At 64.9% G+C, this 16,090-nt stretch carries 13 protein-coding genes; 2 read left to right on the forward strand and 11 right to left on the reverse strand.

The features are described from left to right. The 10 genes from EOA32_RS19795 to EOA32_RS19840 form a co-directional block, all read right to left on the reverse strand. The coding region (locus EOA32_RS19795) for an ATP-binding cassette domain-containing protein (RefSeq protein ID WP_145971322.1) at nucleotides 1–522 on the reverse strand (522 nt) is incomplete at its 3' end. After that, nucleotides 519–1,685, reverse strand: coding sequence for an ROK family transcriptional regulator (locus EOA32_RS19800; RefSeq protein WP_128372640.1), 1,167 nt, complete (start codon nucleotides 1,683–1,685; stop codon nucleotides 519–521). The genes EOA32_RS19795 and EOA32_RS19800, both read right to left, overlap by 4 nt. A 141-nt stretch (nucleotides 1,686–1,826) precedes the next feature. Further along, nucleotides 1,827–2,555 carry an ABC transporter permease gene (locus EOA32_RS19805; protein ID WP_245499331.1) on the reverse strand — a complete coding sequence of 243 codons (729 nt, stop codon included), beginning with the start codon at nucleotides 2,553–2,555 and terminating at the stop codon, nucleotides 1,827–1,829. 23 nt (nucleotides 2,556–2,578) lie between these two features. Then, on the reverse strand, nucleotides 2,579–3,352 hold the full coding sequence (locus EOA32_RS19810) for an ATP-binding cassette domain-containing protein (protein WP_128372642.1): 774 nt from the start codon (nucleotides 3,350–3,352) through the stop codon (nucleotides 2,579–2,581). Continuing rightward, a complete protein-coding gene (locus tag EOA32_RS19815) occupies nucleotides 3,352–4,404 on the reverse strand; it encodes an ABC transporter substrate-binding protein (protein WP_189407263.1) in 1,053 nt (350 codons plus the stop codon). Before EOA32_RS19815 ends, EOA32_RS19810 begins: the two co-directional genes overlap by 1 nt. Before the next feature lie 65 nt (nucleotides 4,405–4,469). Beyond that, complete coding sequence (locus EOA32_RS19820) at nucleotides 4,470–4,904, reverse strand: VOC family protein (protein ID WP_066995063.1); 435 nt, start codon at nucleotides 4,902–4,904, stop codon at nucleotides 4,470–4,472. Nucleotides 4,905–4,906: 2 nt separating this feature from the next. Then, nucleotides 4,907–5,641, reverse strand: coding sequence for a FadR/GntR family transcriptional regulator (locus EOA32_RS19825; RefSeq protein ID WP_066995066.1), 735 nt, complete (start codon nucleotides 5,639–5,641; stop codon nucleotides 4,907–4,909). Further along, entirely contained in the window at nucleotides 5,638–7,074 is a 1,437-nt protein-coding gene (locus tag EOA32_RS19830) for an FAD-binding oxidoreductase (RefSeq protein ID WP_066995069.1), read from the reverse strand. The genes EOA32_RS19825 and EOA32_RS19830 overlap by 4 nt, the downstream gene beginning before the upstream one ends. Nucleotides 7,075–7,209: 135 nt before the next feature. Then, the gene (locus EOA32_RS19835) at nucleotides 7,210–8,487 is read right to left on the reverse strand and encodes a M23 family metallopeptidase (RefSeq protein WP_066995073.1); all 1,278 of its coding nucleotides are present in this window, start codon (nucleotides 8,485–8,487) and stop codon (nucleotides 7,210–7,212) included. A gap of 166 nt (nucleotides 8,488–8,653) precedes the next feature. Further along, nucleotides 8,654–9,121 (reverse strand): peroxiredoxin, encoded by a 468-nt coding sequence (locus EOA32_RS19840; RefSeq protein ID WP_128372647.1) that lies wholly within the window; start codon nucleotides 9,119–9,121, stop codon nucleotides 8,654–8,656. A 97-nt stretch (nucleotides 9,122–9,218) separates the two neighbouring features. On the opposite strand from EOA32_RS19840, the gene EOA32_RS19845 reads away from it, so the two are divergent. Continuing rightward, a complete protein-coding gene (locus EOA32_RS19845; RefSeq protein WP_128372643.1) occupies nucleotides 9,219–12,629 on the forward strand; it encodes a DUF3971 domain-containing protein in 3,411 nt (1,136 codons plus the stop codon). Between the two features lie 9 nt (nucleotides 12,630–12,638). Here EOA32_RS19845 and tyrS read toward each other — a convergent pair whose 3' ends face one another. Continuing rightward, entirely contained in the window at nucleotides 12,639–13,892 is a 1,254-nt protein-coding gene (tyrS, locus tag EOA32_RS19850) for a tyrosine--tRNA ligase (RefSeq protein WP_128372644.1), read from the reverse strand. A 351-nt stretch (nucleotides 13,893–14,243) separates the two neighbouring features. Here tyrS and EOA32_RS19855 point away from each other — a divergent pair, with 351 nt between their 5' ends. After that, a complete protein-coding gene (locus EOA32_RS19855; protein WP_128372645.1) occupies nucleotides 14,244–15,887 on the forward strand; it encodes a glycosyltransferase family 39 protein in 1,644 nt (547 codons plus the stop codon). The last annotated feature ends 203 nt before the right edge of the window (nucleotides 15,888–16,090 follow it).

The following is a 16,090-nucleotide window of genomic DNA, read 5'->3' on the forward strand; positions in this document are numbered from 1 at the left end:
GAACGGCTCGTCGAGCAGCACCAGCTTGCCGCCCCAATGAACGAAACGGTTGAGCTCGATCGCCTGCCGCTGGCCGCCCGAGAGATGCTCGACCTTGGTGCGCAGCGAGGGAATGCGAGTGCCGGCATTGGCCAGCGCCTTCGCCACTACGGACTCCATCGCGCGCTCGTCGAGCACCGGAACGCCCAGCACCTTGCGGGTGATCTCGCGGCCCATGAAGAAGTTGGCCACCACGTCGACATTGGTGCAGAGCGAGAGGTCCTGGTAGACGGTCTCGATGCCGGCGGCCTTGGCCTCGGCGGGGGTTTTGGCGAGGAATTCCTTGCCTTCGAACAGCATGCGACCCGAGGTCGGCTCAAGTCCGCCGGCAATGATCTTGACCAGCGTCGACTTGCCGGCGCCGTTGTCGCCGAGCAGCGCCACCACCTCGCCGCGCGCGATCGAGAAGCTGATGCCCCTCAGCGCCCGGATGGCGCCGTAATTCTTGGTGACGTTGTCAAGGACCAGCAGGGGTTCGCTCATGCCGCGATGTCTCCGCCGTTCAGAAGGTCGCCTTCGCGCTGCCGCTTGGCGGTGAAGATCTGGCCGAAGCGCGGCGAAAGCACGCCGGAAACGGCAAGTGCCGCGGCGCCGCGCAACACGGCATGCTGCCCGCCCTGCGCCACGAGGATGCGCGGCGCGGCGCGATCCTTGCGAGCCGAAACCGAATTGTGCAGCGGCTCCGCCAATGCAGCCAGGCGTTCGAGCAACTGAGGCGAGGCGAGGCCCCCAAGCACGATCGTCTCGGGGTCGAAAAGGTTCTCGATGACTGCGACGGCGTTGCGGAAGATCGGAGCGACTTCGGCCACCCATCCGGCGTCGTTGCCGTTCCAGCGGCCGCGCGCCTCGAGCGACAGATAGCGTTCGAGGCAGCCCCGGTTGCCGCAGGGGCAAAGCTCGCCTTCCGGAACGACGGGGATGTGTCCGATCTCGCCGGCATTGCCCCAGGCCCCGCGCAGCACGCCGCCGTCATGCACCATGGCGCCGCCAAGCCCGACGCTGAAGTAGAGATAGTAGTAGTCGGAACGCTGGAGGCCGAGGCCGTAGAGGCGTTCCCCCATGGCCGCCGCCGCCATATCGGTCTCGAAGAAGGCGGGCAGGCCGGTCGCGGCGGCAAGGCGCTCGCGCAACGGCACGCCTTTCCAGCCCGCCATTGTGGTCGGTCCGACGAAGCTCATGGTCTCGACGCCGAACGGGCCGGGAAGCGCCATGCCGACGCCGATGACCCGTCCTCCGGCGCGGCGCCCGGTCAGATCGGCAACCATGGCGCCGATCGCCTCGAAGGCGAGATCGGGTGTCGGGCTCGGCGCTTCGCGATGGACGCTCTCGATCACGTCGCCGCTCAGGTTGATGAGTGCGGCGTCTATCCCCAGCGGGGTGAGGTGGATGCCGACCGCATAGCCGCCTTCCGGGTTGATGCGCAGCGTGGCCGGCGGCTGGCCGCGGCCCTTCGGCTCCTCGCGGACCGACAGTATGTAACCCTGTTCCTCCAATTCGCGCACGATGGTCGAAACCGTCTGAACGGTGAGCCCGACGTGCTGCGCGATGTCGCCGCGGGCGATCGGACCGAAGCGGCGGATGGATTCGAGCACGATGCGCCGGTTGTACGGCCGCCCGAACTCCTGATTGGTTCCCCGCAACGCCATGGCTTGCGCTCCTGACGGCTTCAAGGTTCGCAGAGAAGATTTATTCAGTCAAATGGAATTCAAAAATAATTGCCCGGCTCCCGAGGAGAGCAAGTTTCCCTGCGGTTCCCCAGCGCTTGCGCCCGGGCAATGTGCGGAAAGCTAGTATCTGATGACGCGACGCTCGATCAGCACGACAATGCAGAAAAGCGCGATCGATAACGACGACGACAGCACGATCGCGGCGTAGAGCCGGTCGGATTGATAGTTGAACGTCGCCTGGATGATCAGCGCGCCGAGGCCTTTGTCCGAGCCGATCCATTCGCCGACGATGGCGCCGATCACCGCAGTGGCCGAGGCGATGCGCAGCGAGGAGAATAGCATCGGCAGGGCGCGGGGCAGGCGCAGAGCCCAGAAGATCTCCGAGCGTGTCGCCGACAGCACGCGGAACAGCTCGTGTTCGTTGTCGCTCGCCGAATCCAGGCCCCGGATCATGTTCACCAGGGTCGGGAAGAAGCAGATCACCGCGGCGATGACGATCTTTGGCGTCATGCCGAGGCCGAAGATCAGGATGATGATCGGCGACAGCGCCAGGATCGGAATGGTGTTGAAGAATAGCACGATCGGGAAATAGGCGGCCTGCAGGATGCGGCTGTGCACGAAGACCACGGCAAGCAGCACGGCGGCGAGATTGCCGATGACGAAGCCCGCCAGCGCCTCAATCAGCGTCGGTCTGAGGTTGTCGATGAGCAGGGCGAAATTCTTCTGGAAGACGCCGAAGATCGCCGTCGGCGTCGGCACGATATAGGCCGGCACGCCGAGCAGCGGCAGGAGATACTGCCAGGCAATCAGGATCGACGCCGCGCCCAGAACCGGAAGCGCAGTTGCCATTTGCGGGGCAAGCGGCGCCGGTCTCACGATGCGCGCTCCAGCGCTGCACGCAACTCGGCCATGGCGGCGACGATCGCGGCATCCTCGCGCTTGCAGCGGTTGCCTTCCTGCTTGAAGGGCCGCAGGTCGAGGTCCTTCACCACCCGTCCCGGATTGGCAGCCAGCACAATGACACGCTCGCCGAGATAGGCGGCTTCGGCGATCGAATGGGTGACGAAAAGGATCGTTGTGCCGGTGCGCCGCCAGAGCGTCAGCAATTCGTCGTTGAGGCGATCGCGCGTGATCTCGTCCAGCGCGCCGAACGGCTCGTCCATCAGAAGCAGCCTGGGCTCGCCAAGCAGGGCGCGCGCGATGGCGACGCGCTGGCGCTGGCCCCCCGAAAGCTGATGCGGCAGGCGTTCACCGAGTCCGCCAAGCCCCATCAGCTCCAGCAGTTCGCTGCTGCGGTCATCGATCTTGCGTGTGAGGCTGCGCTGGCCGACGCCGAGCGGCAGGCGCACATTGTCGCGCACCGTGCGCCAGGGCAGCAGGGTGGAATCCTGGAAGACGAAGCCGACGTCGCGGCGCGAGCGCACCGCGTGCGGTGTAGCCCCAAGCACGCTGATCGTGCCGTCCAGCGGGTCGAGCAGGTCCGCCACCACGCGAAGTAAGGTCGACTTGCCGCAGCCCGACGGGCCGAGGATCGACAGGAAGGAGCCGGCCGCGACCGTGAGGTCGAGGCCGGACAGCACTTTGACAACCTTCTGCCGGCCGCCATAGCCGACATCGAGCTTCTGCGCTTCGATGGCGTTCGGCATCAGGCCGCGGGCGCGTCGAGCTTGGGCCGGTCCGCGGCCGAAAGCTCCAGGATCTTCGTGGTGTAGACATCTTTGGCGGCCGGGCGTCCGTTCGGGTACTGGCCGACCTTGTCGAGCAGCGTCAATTGCTCCTCGATGGAGGCGGGGTCGAACGTGCCCCAGCCATCCTTGGCGGTCGCGCCGTCGAAGGAGAGTTTCAGCACCAGGTTGACGGTCTTCTCTTCCCAGCCGAGATCCATCTCCGGATAGGCGGCGACCATCTTCTTCACCGCTTCCTGGGGGTTGGCGTGAACCCAGCCCCAGCCCTTGCCGACCGCGCCGATGAACTTCGCCAGTGTGTCGGGGTCCTTCTCGATTGCCGCGTCGGTCGCGAAATAGACGTCGGCGTAGGAAGCGAGGCCGAGGTCGCGCACCAGGAGATCGATACGGTCGTCGCCGACCACGCTCAGCGCCTGGGTGTTGGTGATCCAGCCGCCGATGGCGTCGACGTCGCCGCGCACCAGAGGCGCCTTGTCGAAGCCGACATTGACGATGGTGACTTCCGACGGGTCGATGCCGTTCTTGGCCAAGATCTCATCGATGACGAAGCGCGCGGTCGGCTGGATGCCGATCTTCTTGCCCTTGAGGTCGGCAACATTGCGGATTGGCTTTCCCGGTTTCGAGGTCAGCGCATAGGGGCCGGTGCGGAAGCCGCAGGCGATGATTTTGATCGGCACGCCGCTGGCGCGTGCCGCATAAAGCTGCGGCGTTTCCGAGAACTGGCCGAGCTGCGCGGCCCCGGAGATCACCGGCGGCACGGTCGAGGCATTGGGCCCGCCAGGGCTGAACTCCACCTCGAGCCCGGCATCCTTGAAATAGCCGTTGGCGACGGCCGCGATGTCGCCGATCTGGCCATTGGACATCAGCCAGTCATACTGGATGACGACCTTGCCGGCGGCCCTGGCGCCCCGCGTCAACACCAATTGCATACCGGCTGACGCGGCTGCGACCGCTGCGAGGCCGCCCTTCACGAAAGCGCGGCGGTTCAATTCGTAGTCTTGGTTCCCACTCATTTTTCGCTCCTGTTGCAGACTTCTTGTCTCTTCTTTCCAAGCGCCGACCCCTCGGCGCGGCGTCGCTACGGCTGTTGGTCGTGGTAGTCGCCAGGGCCGCCGTCGAGCCAGGCGTAAAGCTCCCAAAGCGTGTCGTCCGGATCGGTGAAATAGGCGCAGCGCGCATTCCAGACGTAGTTTTCGGGCGGTCCATAGAAGGGCACGCCCTTGGCGCTCAATTCGCCGTGCAGCCGGTCGATCTCGGTCGGCGATCCGAGCTGGACGGCGACGCAAACCTTGTGCGCTTGGCGCGGCGATCTCTGGTTCGAGACGCCGGTGTGTCGGTTGATGTGGTCGAGCTCCCAGGCGGCGAGCGTCACGCCCTCGCCATGGAAATCGGCAAAGCCTTCGGCACGCCGACGCAGCCGGAAGCCGAGTTTCCCGACATAAAAGTCGACCGTACGCTCGATATTTTCCACCAGCAGGCAGACGTCGGAGATGCGGGTGAGGTTGGCCGGCATGACTATTTCGTCCCGCCGGTCTTGGAGAGTGGCAGCTTCACGCCGACGCGGTTGGCGGCGCCGATGATGTGCGTACGCATTGCTGCTTCCGCCGCCGCCGGATCGCCCGCCACCAGCGCCTCGTAGATGCGCACATGCTCGCCGACATTGATCTCGACGAGATCGTGCAGCGGGTTGGTCATGCGGGCATAGTGGATCGACTGGCGGATCTGCTCACAGACAAAAGAGATGAAGGTGTGGATGTAGCTGTTGCCGGTCGCCCGCGCGATCTCGCGGTGGAAGAGCAGGTCGGCGTCGATGCTGCCTTCTTCCCAGCGCTCCTCGCCGCCCATGCGGTCGAGCGCCGCCTTGATCGAATCGAGATGCTCCTGCCCGCGCCGCGCCGCGGCGAGCGCCGCCGACTCGGCCTCGAGGATGCAACGCAGCTCGAACAGCCGCTCCATATTATGGGTGTCCTTGAGCGCCTCGCGGTCGATGCGGATGGCGGCCCTTTGCTCGGGCGCCAGCACGAAGGCTCCGATACCTTGCCGCGCTTCGATCATGCCGTCGGCCCTGAGCTGGGCAATCGCCTCGCGCACCACATTGCGGCTGACGCCGAACTTCTCGGAAAGCTCCTGCTCGGTCGGCAGCCGCGCGCCGGGATTCAACTCGCCGGATTCGATCTCGCGGCTGAGGAAGGCCGCGACCCGGTGCGGCAGGGTTTCGACGGTGCCGATGGCGGCCAGTCTCTGCTTCATAAAAAACGCTCCGTCGAGGGCAGCAGGCAGCCGGGGTTCATCACCCCTTTAGGGTCGAGCGCAGTCTTCAGCGCGGTAACCATGCGGCGATGCGCCGGCGAAAGCCCGGCCCAGAATTCTCGGGCACGGCTGCGGCCGATGCCGTGCTCGGCGCTGATCGAGCCGCCGAGGCTGACGGCGATGTCGTACAGCCCGGCCGTGATTTCTTCGCCGCGCACCCGCGCTTCGCCATCAGCGAGATCGAGCGGCGGCAGCACATTGAAATGGATGTTGCCGTCGCCGGCATGGCCATAGGCCAGTGCAATCCAGCCCGGATGTTCGGTGGCGACGAAGCGGCGGGCGCGTTCGACAAGGACAGGGATATCGGAAATGCGCACCGAGAGATCGGTGCGCACGTGATAGCCGCGCTTCGCCTGGCCCTCGACCAGTCCCTCGCGGATCGCCCAGAGGGCCTTAGCCTGCGCGTTGCTGGTCGCGAGGACTGCGTCGGCCACCAGGCCGCCTTCGAGCGCATCGGTTAGAAAACTGGCGAGCACGCCGTTGAGGTCGATGGTCGGTCCGGAGGACAATTCGATCAGCGCATGGACGGGTCCTGCGACAGGCGCCGTCATTCCAGGATCGACCAGCCGGGCCAAATCGATGCATTCCGAGCCGATGATCTCGAAGGCGGAAATCAGATCGGAGCAGGCGCGGCGCGCTCGGTTGAACAGGCCGATGGCCGCTTCGAACGAGACGAGGCCGAGATAGGCGGTCTCGACACGGGCCGGCTTCGGGAACAGCTTGACCTCCACACCGGTAATGATGCCGAGCGTGCCCTCGGAGCCGATGAACAGCTGCTTCAGGTCATAACCGCTGTTGTTCTTGCGCAGCCCGGAAAGGCCGTTCCACAGCTCGCCATCGGCCAGAACAACCTCCAGCCCCAGGATCAGGTCGCGCGCCATGCCGTAGCGCAGCACGTTGACGCCGCCGGCATTGGTCGCGGCATTGCCGCCGATCTGGCAACTGCCTTGTGCGCCGAGCGCCAGTGGGAACAGGCAATCTTCGGCCTCGCTTGCCTCTTTGATCGCCTGCAGCACGCAGCCTGCGTCCGCCTGAAGTGTGAAGTTCGCGCGATCGATCCGGCGGATGGCGTTCAGCCGCTCTAGGCTGACGACTACACCGCCGGTGGCGGTGCCATCGATGGCGCCCGAAACCAAGCCGGTGTTGCCGCCCTGTGGAATGACGCCGAGTCCCAACTCGCTGCACAGACGCATCAGCGCTTGCACCTCCGCAACCGACGCGGGGCGCAGTACGGCCAGCGCGCTGCCTCGATAGTCGCCGGCCCAATCGCCGAGATACTTCGCCATTCCAGCAGTGTCGGCGGTGAGACCGCTCGGCCCCACTGCGTCTTCGAAAACGCTGAGGATTTGCGGTGAGAGGCTGCGAATGGTCATCAGCGGCGCAATCGGTGAGGCGATAGGGTGATGTATATCATCCTACAACTTGGATTGAGTCAATCCAAAGCGAGCGCTGCCAAGCAAAACGGTCGATAAATCTGGAGGGACCTCGGGTCAGCCGCGAGGCGTGCGCTAAAGGTACTGCGCGACCTTCTTGCCGACGGCGAGGAAGCGCAGCGGGTCGACCGCCTCGCCGTTGTGGCGCACTTCGTAGTGGAGATGCGGACCGGTCGAGCGGCCGCTGCTGCCGGTCTTGCCGATCACGTCGCCGGCGGCGAGCTTCTGGCCGACAGTCACGTCGATCTCGCTGAGGTGGCCATAGCGCGTCGCAAAGCCGTTGCCGTGGTCGACCTCGACCATGCGGCCGTAGCCGCCGTTCCAGCCGGCCTTGGTGACGACGCCGGCAGCGGTGACCTTCGCCGGCATGCCGATCGGCGCCCTGAAATCCATTCCCGTATGCAGGGCGGCCGTGCCGAGGATCGGGTCGGTGCGCACCCCGAACGGGCTGGTCACGGTATGGCCCGGCGCGGGATTGCTGAGCGGCAGCTTGCGCGCCTCTTTCTTGACTTGATCTAGCGCATCAAGCGCTTCATCCAGCTCTTTGACTTTGCTGTCGAAGATCATTGAAGAATCGAGCGGCACCAGCGGCCCGCCGACATCGTTCTTGTCGAGCTCCGTGTCGACCGGCAGCCCGGCGGCTTGCAGTGCCTGCGAGATCGCGTCGGCGTTGCGATAAGCGTTGTCCGCAAGCGTGGTGATGCGCGTGAGCTGCTGGTTCTCGATGGCCTTGAGCGAAGCGTTGATCGACACGAAGAGCTTGTCGGCACGATCCGCTGCCGTTTCGTTGTCGAGCGGGTCGGAGCGTGTCGACCACAGGGAGAATGGCCTCGTGTCGCCGGCGCCCAACGATGCGACGGAGTAGGTCGGGGCCTGCGAAAGACCGCCGGTGATCTCGGCGCGCTCGTCGGGTTTGGTCGCGGTGGCATTGGCTGCGGCGGGCACATCGCCGACCTCGCTCTCGGCGCGTTCGAGGATCGGCCCGAGCCGGCCGTGGCGCTGGCTGAGCTGGGTCTGCCTGGCCAGCAACTCGCTGACCTTGGTCTCCATGAGCTGCTGGTCGAGAAGCTGGCGGCTGGTGATGCGATCGACCTGGGCGCGAAGCGCGGAGATGCGATCCTCATAGGCCTGCTGCATGCGCGCCTGCCTGGCTGCGGTGGCGCCGATCAGGTCATCGCGCAGCACCAGGTAGGAGGTGGCGAGCAGATAGCCGATGGCGATCGCCGCAAGCGCCGACCCGATGAAGGCGGCGAGCCACGGGCGGATGGTGAAATGCCGGATCTCGTTGCCCCGGGCGATAATGACCGTATGGGGCTCCTTGCGCCTGCCGAAGACCGCTGACTGACCGTTCACGGGACCAAGCTTTCGTTACGACTCCAACGACAGCTCGATTACACATTATTAGGGTTAACAAAGCTTTGCTGGCGGCGATGTCGGCATATCCAAATCCCGCAACGCGGGTGGCAGGTTGCAGGGAAGGAGGCCAGCAAAATCGCGGAAGCTTTGGGTCTGCCCCGCTTCACAGCGCGCGCACCGCCTCCAGCACCTCTTCGGCATGGCCCTTGACGCGCACCTTGCGCCAGATGCGGGCGACGCGTCCGTCCTGGCCGATCAGGAAGGTGGCGCGCTCGACTCCCATGTACTTGCGGCCGTACATCGTCTTCTCGACCCACAGATGATAGGCCTCGATCGCCTTGCGCTCCTCGTCGGCGACGAGATCGAGGGTGAGATCGTATTTCGCCTTGAATTTGTCGTGTTTCTTGACGCTATCGGGGGACAGCCCGATGACCACGGCGCCGGCCTTCTCGAATTCCGGCTTCAGCTGCGAGAAGCCGATCGCCTCGTTGGTGCAGCTTGTGGTGTCGTCCTGCGGATAAAAGTAGAGTACGACAGGTTTTCCCCGGATCGCGGCGAGGCTGAGGGAGCCGCCGCCGTCGCGCGGAAGATCGAATTGCGGCGCAACGTCGCCCACGTCGAGATCAGCCATGTCGATGCCCTTGTTTGCGGTTACGCGCGGATCGAGCATCGATATAACGTGAGGCGGGGATTCGTCCACGACGAGTACGTTTACAACGGAATATTGCTTGGATCAGGAGCAACCGCAGCACGAGAAGATCAGGTTCAGGCGTGACGAGATCACCGACCTGGGAGCTTTTCCGTCCGCTTGCAGCGTGCCGCCGCTTGGCCGTGCTTCGGTGCGCCGGCGCTTCCGCATCCTCGGCCGGGTGTTCGCCGGACTCTGCGCACTGGTGCTTCTGGCGGCAATTGGCGTCTATGTGCTTGGCACGTCAGGCATCGGCACGGAACGACTTCGCGCCGAAGCCGAGACGGCCATCGAGAAGCTCGCTGGCGTCGATCTCAACGTCACCGTTGGGCCGGCGCGGTTGACGCTCGATGGGTCGAGCTTCGTCGCCCTGCAGGTCAGCGACGTCAGCTTGAAGACGGCCGACGGCAAGCCGATGGCCGATGTCGGGCGCGTCCGCTTCGGCATGCGCCTGCTGCCGCTGCTATCCGGCGAGGTCAAGCTCACCAGCGCCCGGTTCTCCGATGCTCGCATCATGGTCGCCGCCATGCCGTCCGGCAGCGGTGATTGGACGGCGGCTTTGCGCAACGAGGATGGCCTGGTCGATCCGGAGAAAGTATCGGCGGCGGTGTTTGGCGGCGTCAACGCGGCGCTGGATGCGGTGCGCGCGGAATCGATGCGCCAGATCGACCTCCGCAACGTCGAGTTCGAATTGCCGCCGGGCGGATCGGTCAGGCGTGTGACCGTCGCCGAGGCCACGGTTGGGCAGACGGGCACAGGCAGCATGGAACTGTCTTCAAATGCCGATGTCGACGGCCGGCATGTCAGCCTGAGCGCCTCCGCGGCGCGCGATCCGAGCGCCAGGCGGATCGCATCGCTGGACGCCGCCCTCGCGATAGCGGACGTCGGCGTAACGCCCGCTCAGGGAAGCTCCAGCGGCGGGAACTTCGCCGCCCAGGGCGGCAAGCTTGGTTCTGTTGCGCTGAAGCTTTCGGGTGCCGAGGCGTCCGGCGAGACGACGTCGCGGCTGACGGCGTCGCTGTCGCTCGGCGGCTCGGTGCTCGATCTCGGCTCGCGCGGGCTGCTGCCCGCCGACGTCGATGTCAAGGCCACATTGGTCGCGGGATCAAACAAGGTCTCGGTCGACAAACTGCTGATCAGGACCGGCCGCTCGACATTCGATTTCTCAGGCTCGATCGGGCCGAAGCCGGCAGCCGCGGGCGAGGAGCCGTCCTACCGCTATGACCTTGTCAGCGACGGTTCGACGCTCGCGCCTTCGGAATCGCCGGAGCCGGCGCTTCAGTTCCTTGCCCGGGTCGCCGGCGTCTACCAGACCAAGAGCCGCAAACTCGTCGCCGAGCAGATCGGCGTCCGCTCCGGCGGTTCGAGCGACGTGCTGGGCACGGCGTCGCTCGCCTTCATCGACAATGGCCCGCCGGGTGTGTCGCTGTCGCTCAATGTCCACGACATGCCGGTTTCGCATGTGAAGCAGTTGTGGCCCTGGTTCTCCGCCCGCAACGCGCGGCTTTGGGTGCTGGACAACCTGTTCGGCGGCCGCGTGGTCGACGCCAACCTGCAGTTCCAGGTCGTTCCGGGGCGGCTCGGCAACGGCGTTCCGCTTTCCGGCGACGAGGTGTTCGGCCGCTTCCAGGTCGAGGGCTCGCGCTTCGATACCGCGGGGCGCATTCCACCGATCCGCGATGCGGTCGGTGTCGTTGCCTTCCATGGCAACGATGTCGATATCACGCTGTCCTCGGGCAGCGTTTTTATGCCGAGCGGCCGCACCGTGGCGGCAAGCGGCGGCACGCTGACGATCAAGCAGGCGAATGTTTCGCCCGTGATCGGCTCGCTCGACATCGATGTCGCCGGCGAAGCCCCGGCGATCGCCGAACTCGCCTCCTTTGAGCCGATCAACGCCATGCGCCATGTCGGACTTGCGCCTGAGGATTTGAGCGGCACCGTCACCGGGCATGTGCGGGCCGACATTCCGCTGACTTCCGGCGTCGATACCTCGACGCTCGACTGGCTGGTGGCGCTGGACTACCAGGATCTTTCCTTAGCCAAGCCGTTCGAGGACCAGATGGTGACCGAGGCCGACGGGTCCATCACCGTGAGCCCCGACCGTGCGGTGATATCGGCCAAGGCGAAGCTGAACGGCATTCCGGCCGAGCTCGACCTGGTCGAGCCGCTCGAGGACAGCGGCCCGCCGCGCAGCCGTAAGGTCGCGCTGGTGATCGACGACAAGACGCGCGCTGCAGCAATGCCCGGCCTTTCGCCGCTGCTTTCCGGAACCATCAAGGTGGCGATCGACAAGAGCGGCGAGGGCGTCCAGAACGTGTCGGCCGACCTGACCAACGCAAGGCTCGACATCCCTTGGGCAGGATGGAGCAAGGGTGCCGGCATTCCGGCCAAGGTCACCTTCACGATGGCCAAGTCCGGCAGCACGACCACGCTGTCCGACTTCGATCTCGACGGGAAGAGCTTTTCGATCGACGGCGATGTGACACTGGTCAACGGGGCGCTGTCCTCGGCCCGGTTCAGCAAGGTCGCGCTCAACAGAGGAGACGACGTCGCGGTCTCGGTCAAACGGTCGGGCAAAAGCTATGCGGTCGATGTCAGCGGCGACTCTCTCGACGCCCGCTCGCTGATCAAACAGTTCACCTCAGACGTCGATACAGCCACAAAAGGCGCCGGCGCCGACGCGATCTCGGTCAGCGCCGACGTGAAGTCGCTGACCGGCTTTCACGACGAGGTGCTGTCGAACCTCAAGCTGAATTACAGCGCTGCCGGCTCCCGGGTGAATGGTCTCGATGTCAGCGCGACGGCGAGTTCGGGTGCCGCCATTGCCGTCCGAAACACCACCGGCGACGGCGGCCGGTCTCTCGGGATGAAATCGGCCGATGCCGGCGCTATCCTGCGCTTCCTCAACATTTACGAGCATATGGAGGGCGGGGCCATCACGCTGTCGCTGGCGGGCGACGCCGACGGGCCAATGAAGGGCCAGGTCGACGCCAGCAATTTCTATGTCGTCAACGAGCCGAAGCTTGCGTCGATCGTGTCGACCAGGCCGGCCGGCGACACGCGCAGCCTCAACCAGGCGGTCAAGGCCAACATCGACACCTCAAGGGTGCAGTTCGAGCGCGGCTATGCCGAGATCGACAAAGGCTCCGGCTATCTCAGACTGGCAAACGGTTTGTTGCGCGGTCCGCGCATCGGCACCACTTTCCAGGGCACGCTCTACGACCAAGACAACAATATGGACATGACCGGCACCTTCATGCCGGTTTATGGGCTGAACCGCATCTTCGGCGAACTGCCGCTGTTCGGCCCGCTGCTCGGCAACGGCCGCGACCGCGGCCTGATCGGCGTCACCTACCGGCTGCGCGGCAACGCCAACAAGCCGACGCTCAACATCAATCCGCTGTCGGTGGTGGCGCCCGGAATTTTTCGCTCAATCTTCGAGTATCGGTGATCAGGCCGACTAGATCGGCCGCACCAGAACGTGCTTCTTCCTGCCGAACGAGAGCTTCACCACACCTTCCGCGCCCAGGTCCTCAAGCGTTACCATGCGCCGGTCATCCGTGACCGCCTGGTCGTTGAGGCGCACGGCGCCGCCCTGGACATGCCGGCGCGCTTCGCCATTGGAGCCGGCGAGCCCGGCGGTGACGAACAGCGACAGGATGCCGATGCCGGCCTCGAGATCAGCCTTGGCGACGTCGATGCTGGGCAGCGTGTCGGCGAGCGCGCCTTCCTCGAAAGTCTTGCGCGCAGTCTCGGCAGCCGTTTCGGCCGCCGCGCGGCCATGCAGCATGGCGGTGATCTCGGTGGCGAGAATCTTCTTCGCCTGGTTGATCTCCGAGCCGCCGAGCTTTTCGAGGCGCGCGACCTCGGCCAGCGGCAGTGTCGTGTAGAGCTTCAGGAAGCGCCCGACATCCGCATCCTCGGTGTTGCGCCAGTACTGCCAGAACTCGTAAGGCGACAGCATATCGCCGTCGAGCCAGACAGCGCCGGAGGCCGACTTGCCCATCTTGGCGCCCGACGAGGTGGTGAGCAGCGGCGTTGTCATCGCAAACAGCTGCACGCCTTCCATGCGATGACCGAGATCGATGCCGTTGACGATGTTGCCCCACTGGTCGGAGCCGCCCATCTGCAGCCGGCAGCCGACGCGCTTGTAGAGCTCGACGAAGTCGTAAGCCTGCAGGATCATGTAGTTGAATTCGAGGAACGACAGCGACTGCTCGCGGTCGAGCCTGAGCTTTACGGAATCGAAGGCCAGCATGCGGTTTACGGAGAAATGCCGGCCGACATCGCGCAGGAAATTGACGTAGTTGATCTCCATCAGCCAGTCGGCGTTGTTGACCATCACCGCGTCGCCCGCGCCGCTGCCGAATTTGAGGTAAGGCGCGAAATTGCGGCGGATGCCGACGAGATTGCTTTCGATATCCCCAGGCGTCAGCAGCTTGCGCGCCTCGTCCTTGAAGGAAGGATCGCCGATCATCGAGGTGCCGCCGCCCATCAGCGCGATCGGCCGGTGGCCGGTCTGCTGCAGCCAGTGGAGCATCATGATCTGGATCAGCGATCCGGCATGCAGGCTCTTCGCCGTCGCATCGAAGCCGATGTAAGCGCTCACCGTTTCCTTGGCGAAGAGCTGGTCGAGGCCGGTTTCATCCGAAATCTGGTGGATGAAGCCGCGCTCGCTCATGATGCGCAGGAAATCGGACTTGAAGGCGGACATCTTTTCTTCCCGGAGGTCGCACGGCATTTGGCCGAGCTTGACGTGAAGGGGCGCGTTTAGCATCCAAGCGCGATCAGCAAAAGTGGTTTCCGGTTTTGCGTAGGATCGCGCTTCAAGAGGCAAACAGGCGATCAGCGACAGTGGCTTCCGGTTTCGCGCAACACCGCACTTCAACCGGCAAACCGGCGATCAGCAAAAGTGGCTGGGGGCTTTGCGTGCTATCGCCTTGCCATGAGCCGCATCCTTGCTTCGCCCCTTTTGCTGGCGTAATGAGGCGCCCGCGCAAGGGCAGCACGCCCCGACGCGCCGCGACGGGGCTATCCCGCAGATCAGATCGGACAAGCTCCCGCGATGAACAGGAACTATCTCCTCCTCTTTCTGTTCAGCATCCTGATGACCGTCAGCGGGCTGGCAAGCCTGCCGCCGGTCGACCGGGACGAATCACGCTTCGTCCAGTCGACCAAGCAGATGGTCGAGACCGGCGACTATATCGACATCCGACTGCAGGATGTGACCCGCTACAAGAAACCGATCGGCATCTACTGGCTGCAATCGGCGGCCGTCGTATTGAGCGGTGAGGGGGTCGAAGCGCCGATCTGGGTCTATCGACTGGTTTCGATGCTGGGCATCGCGCTCGCCGTCGTGGGCATCGGCTGGACGGGCACAAAACTCTTCGGCGCCAATGCCGGCCTTGCCGCCGGCCTGATGATGGCCGCCATCTTCGCCACCGCCTTCGAAGGCCGCGACGCCAAGACCGACGCCATGTTGCTCGCCTGCTGCGTGGCCGCGCAGGGCGCGCTGGCGCAGGTCTATCTGGCCGCGCGCCGCAAGGAGCCGGTTGCCGGCCACCTCCCATGGATCTTCTGGATCGCGCAGGGACTGGGAATTCTGATCAAGGGTCCGGTCGCTCCGCTGTTGTCGCTGCTGACGGCCGGCGCGCTGTTCGCCTTCGAACGCGACTGGCGCTGGCTTTTGAAGCTGAAGCTGGTGCGCGGCGTTGCAATCGTGCTCGTCATCGTGCTGCCCTGGATCATCCTCATCAGCTGGAAGAGCGGCGGCGCCTTCTTCCAGGAGGCGGTCGGCAAGGACATGCTGAACAAGGTGGCGCAGGGCGAGGAATCGCATGGCCTGCCGCCGGGCTTCTATATGCTCACCTATTCGCTGTTCATGTGGCCTTTCGGCCTGATCGCGGTCGGCGCCGGGCTGCAGGCCATCAACCGCTTCTGGGACGACCCGCGCCTGCGCTTCTGTCTCGCCTGGTATATCCCCTTCTGGCTGGTGTTCGAGGCGATCCCGACCAAGCTGCCGCATTATGTGCTGCCGGCCTATCCCGGCATGGCGCTGCTGATCGGCTGGCTGCTCACCTTGCCGGAGGATAAGGCCAATGCGCCGCTCAAGCGCTGGCAGAACTGGCTGTGGTGGTCGACCGCCTTCGGCGTCGTCGTCGTGTCGATCGGGCTAGCCGCAGTATGCATAGGCGCGCCGCTCTATCTCGCAAAAGCCTTTTCCTGGTGGAGCATTCCGGCGGCGATCGCCGCGCTCGTGACCGGCTATCTCGCTTTCCCGCGCCAATTGCAGGTGCCGCTCGAACGCATCGCGGCGATCGCGATCGGCGCGGGCGTAACCTTCAGCCTGCTGTTCGGCGTGATTGCGCCGGCGCTGAGGCCGATCTGGCTGAGCCCGGCCATCAAGGCAGCCGTCGATGCCAACCGTCCTTGCGACACCACGGTGGTCGCCTCGTCCCCCTATCACGAGCCGAGCCTGGTGTTCCTGGTCGGGACCAAGACCGTGCTGACCGACGTCGATGGCGTGGCAAAGCACCTGCTGGCCGATCCGACCTGTGCGCTGGGACTGGCGCCAGTCAAGGAGGAGCAAAAGCTCAACGAGCTGCTTGCCGGGCAGGGCAAGTCGGCGAAGCGACTGACCGAGATCGACGGGCTCAACTATTCGTCAGGAGACAAGCTGGCGCTCGGCCTTTATCGAGTGGCCCAGTGAGGAATAATGTCGGAGCTCGAAGACCCCATAGAGCCATGTCCGCCGTTTCTCTTTACCGCCGTTCGCTCGGCAACTTCCTCGACACGACGCGCATCGTGCAGCGGCGTTTTGCAGTGCGTCCCGCGCGCTATCCCGAGATTCCCTGGCTCGTCTGGGTCTCTGCATGGCTTCTGCTGGCCATAGCCATTGGCCTCACCCTGGAC

Source organism: Mesorhizobium sp. M1A.F.Ca.ET.072.01.1.1 (assembly GCF_004023325.1).
Classification (GTDB): Bacteria; Pseudomonadota; Alphaproteobacteria; order Rhizobiales; family Rhizobiaceae; genus Mesorhizobium.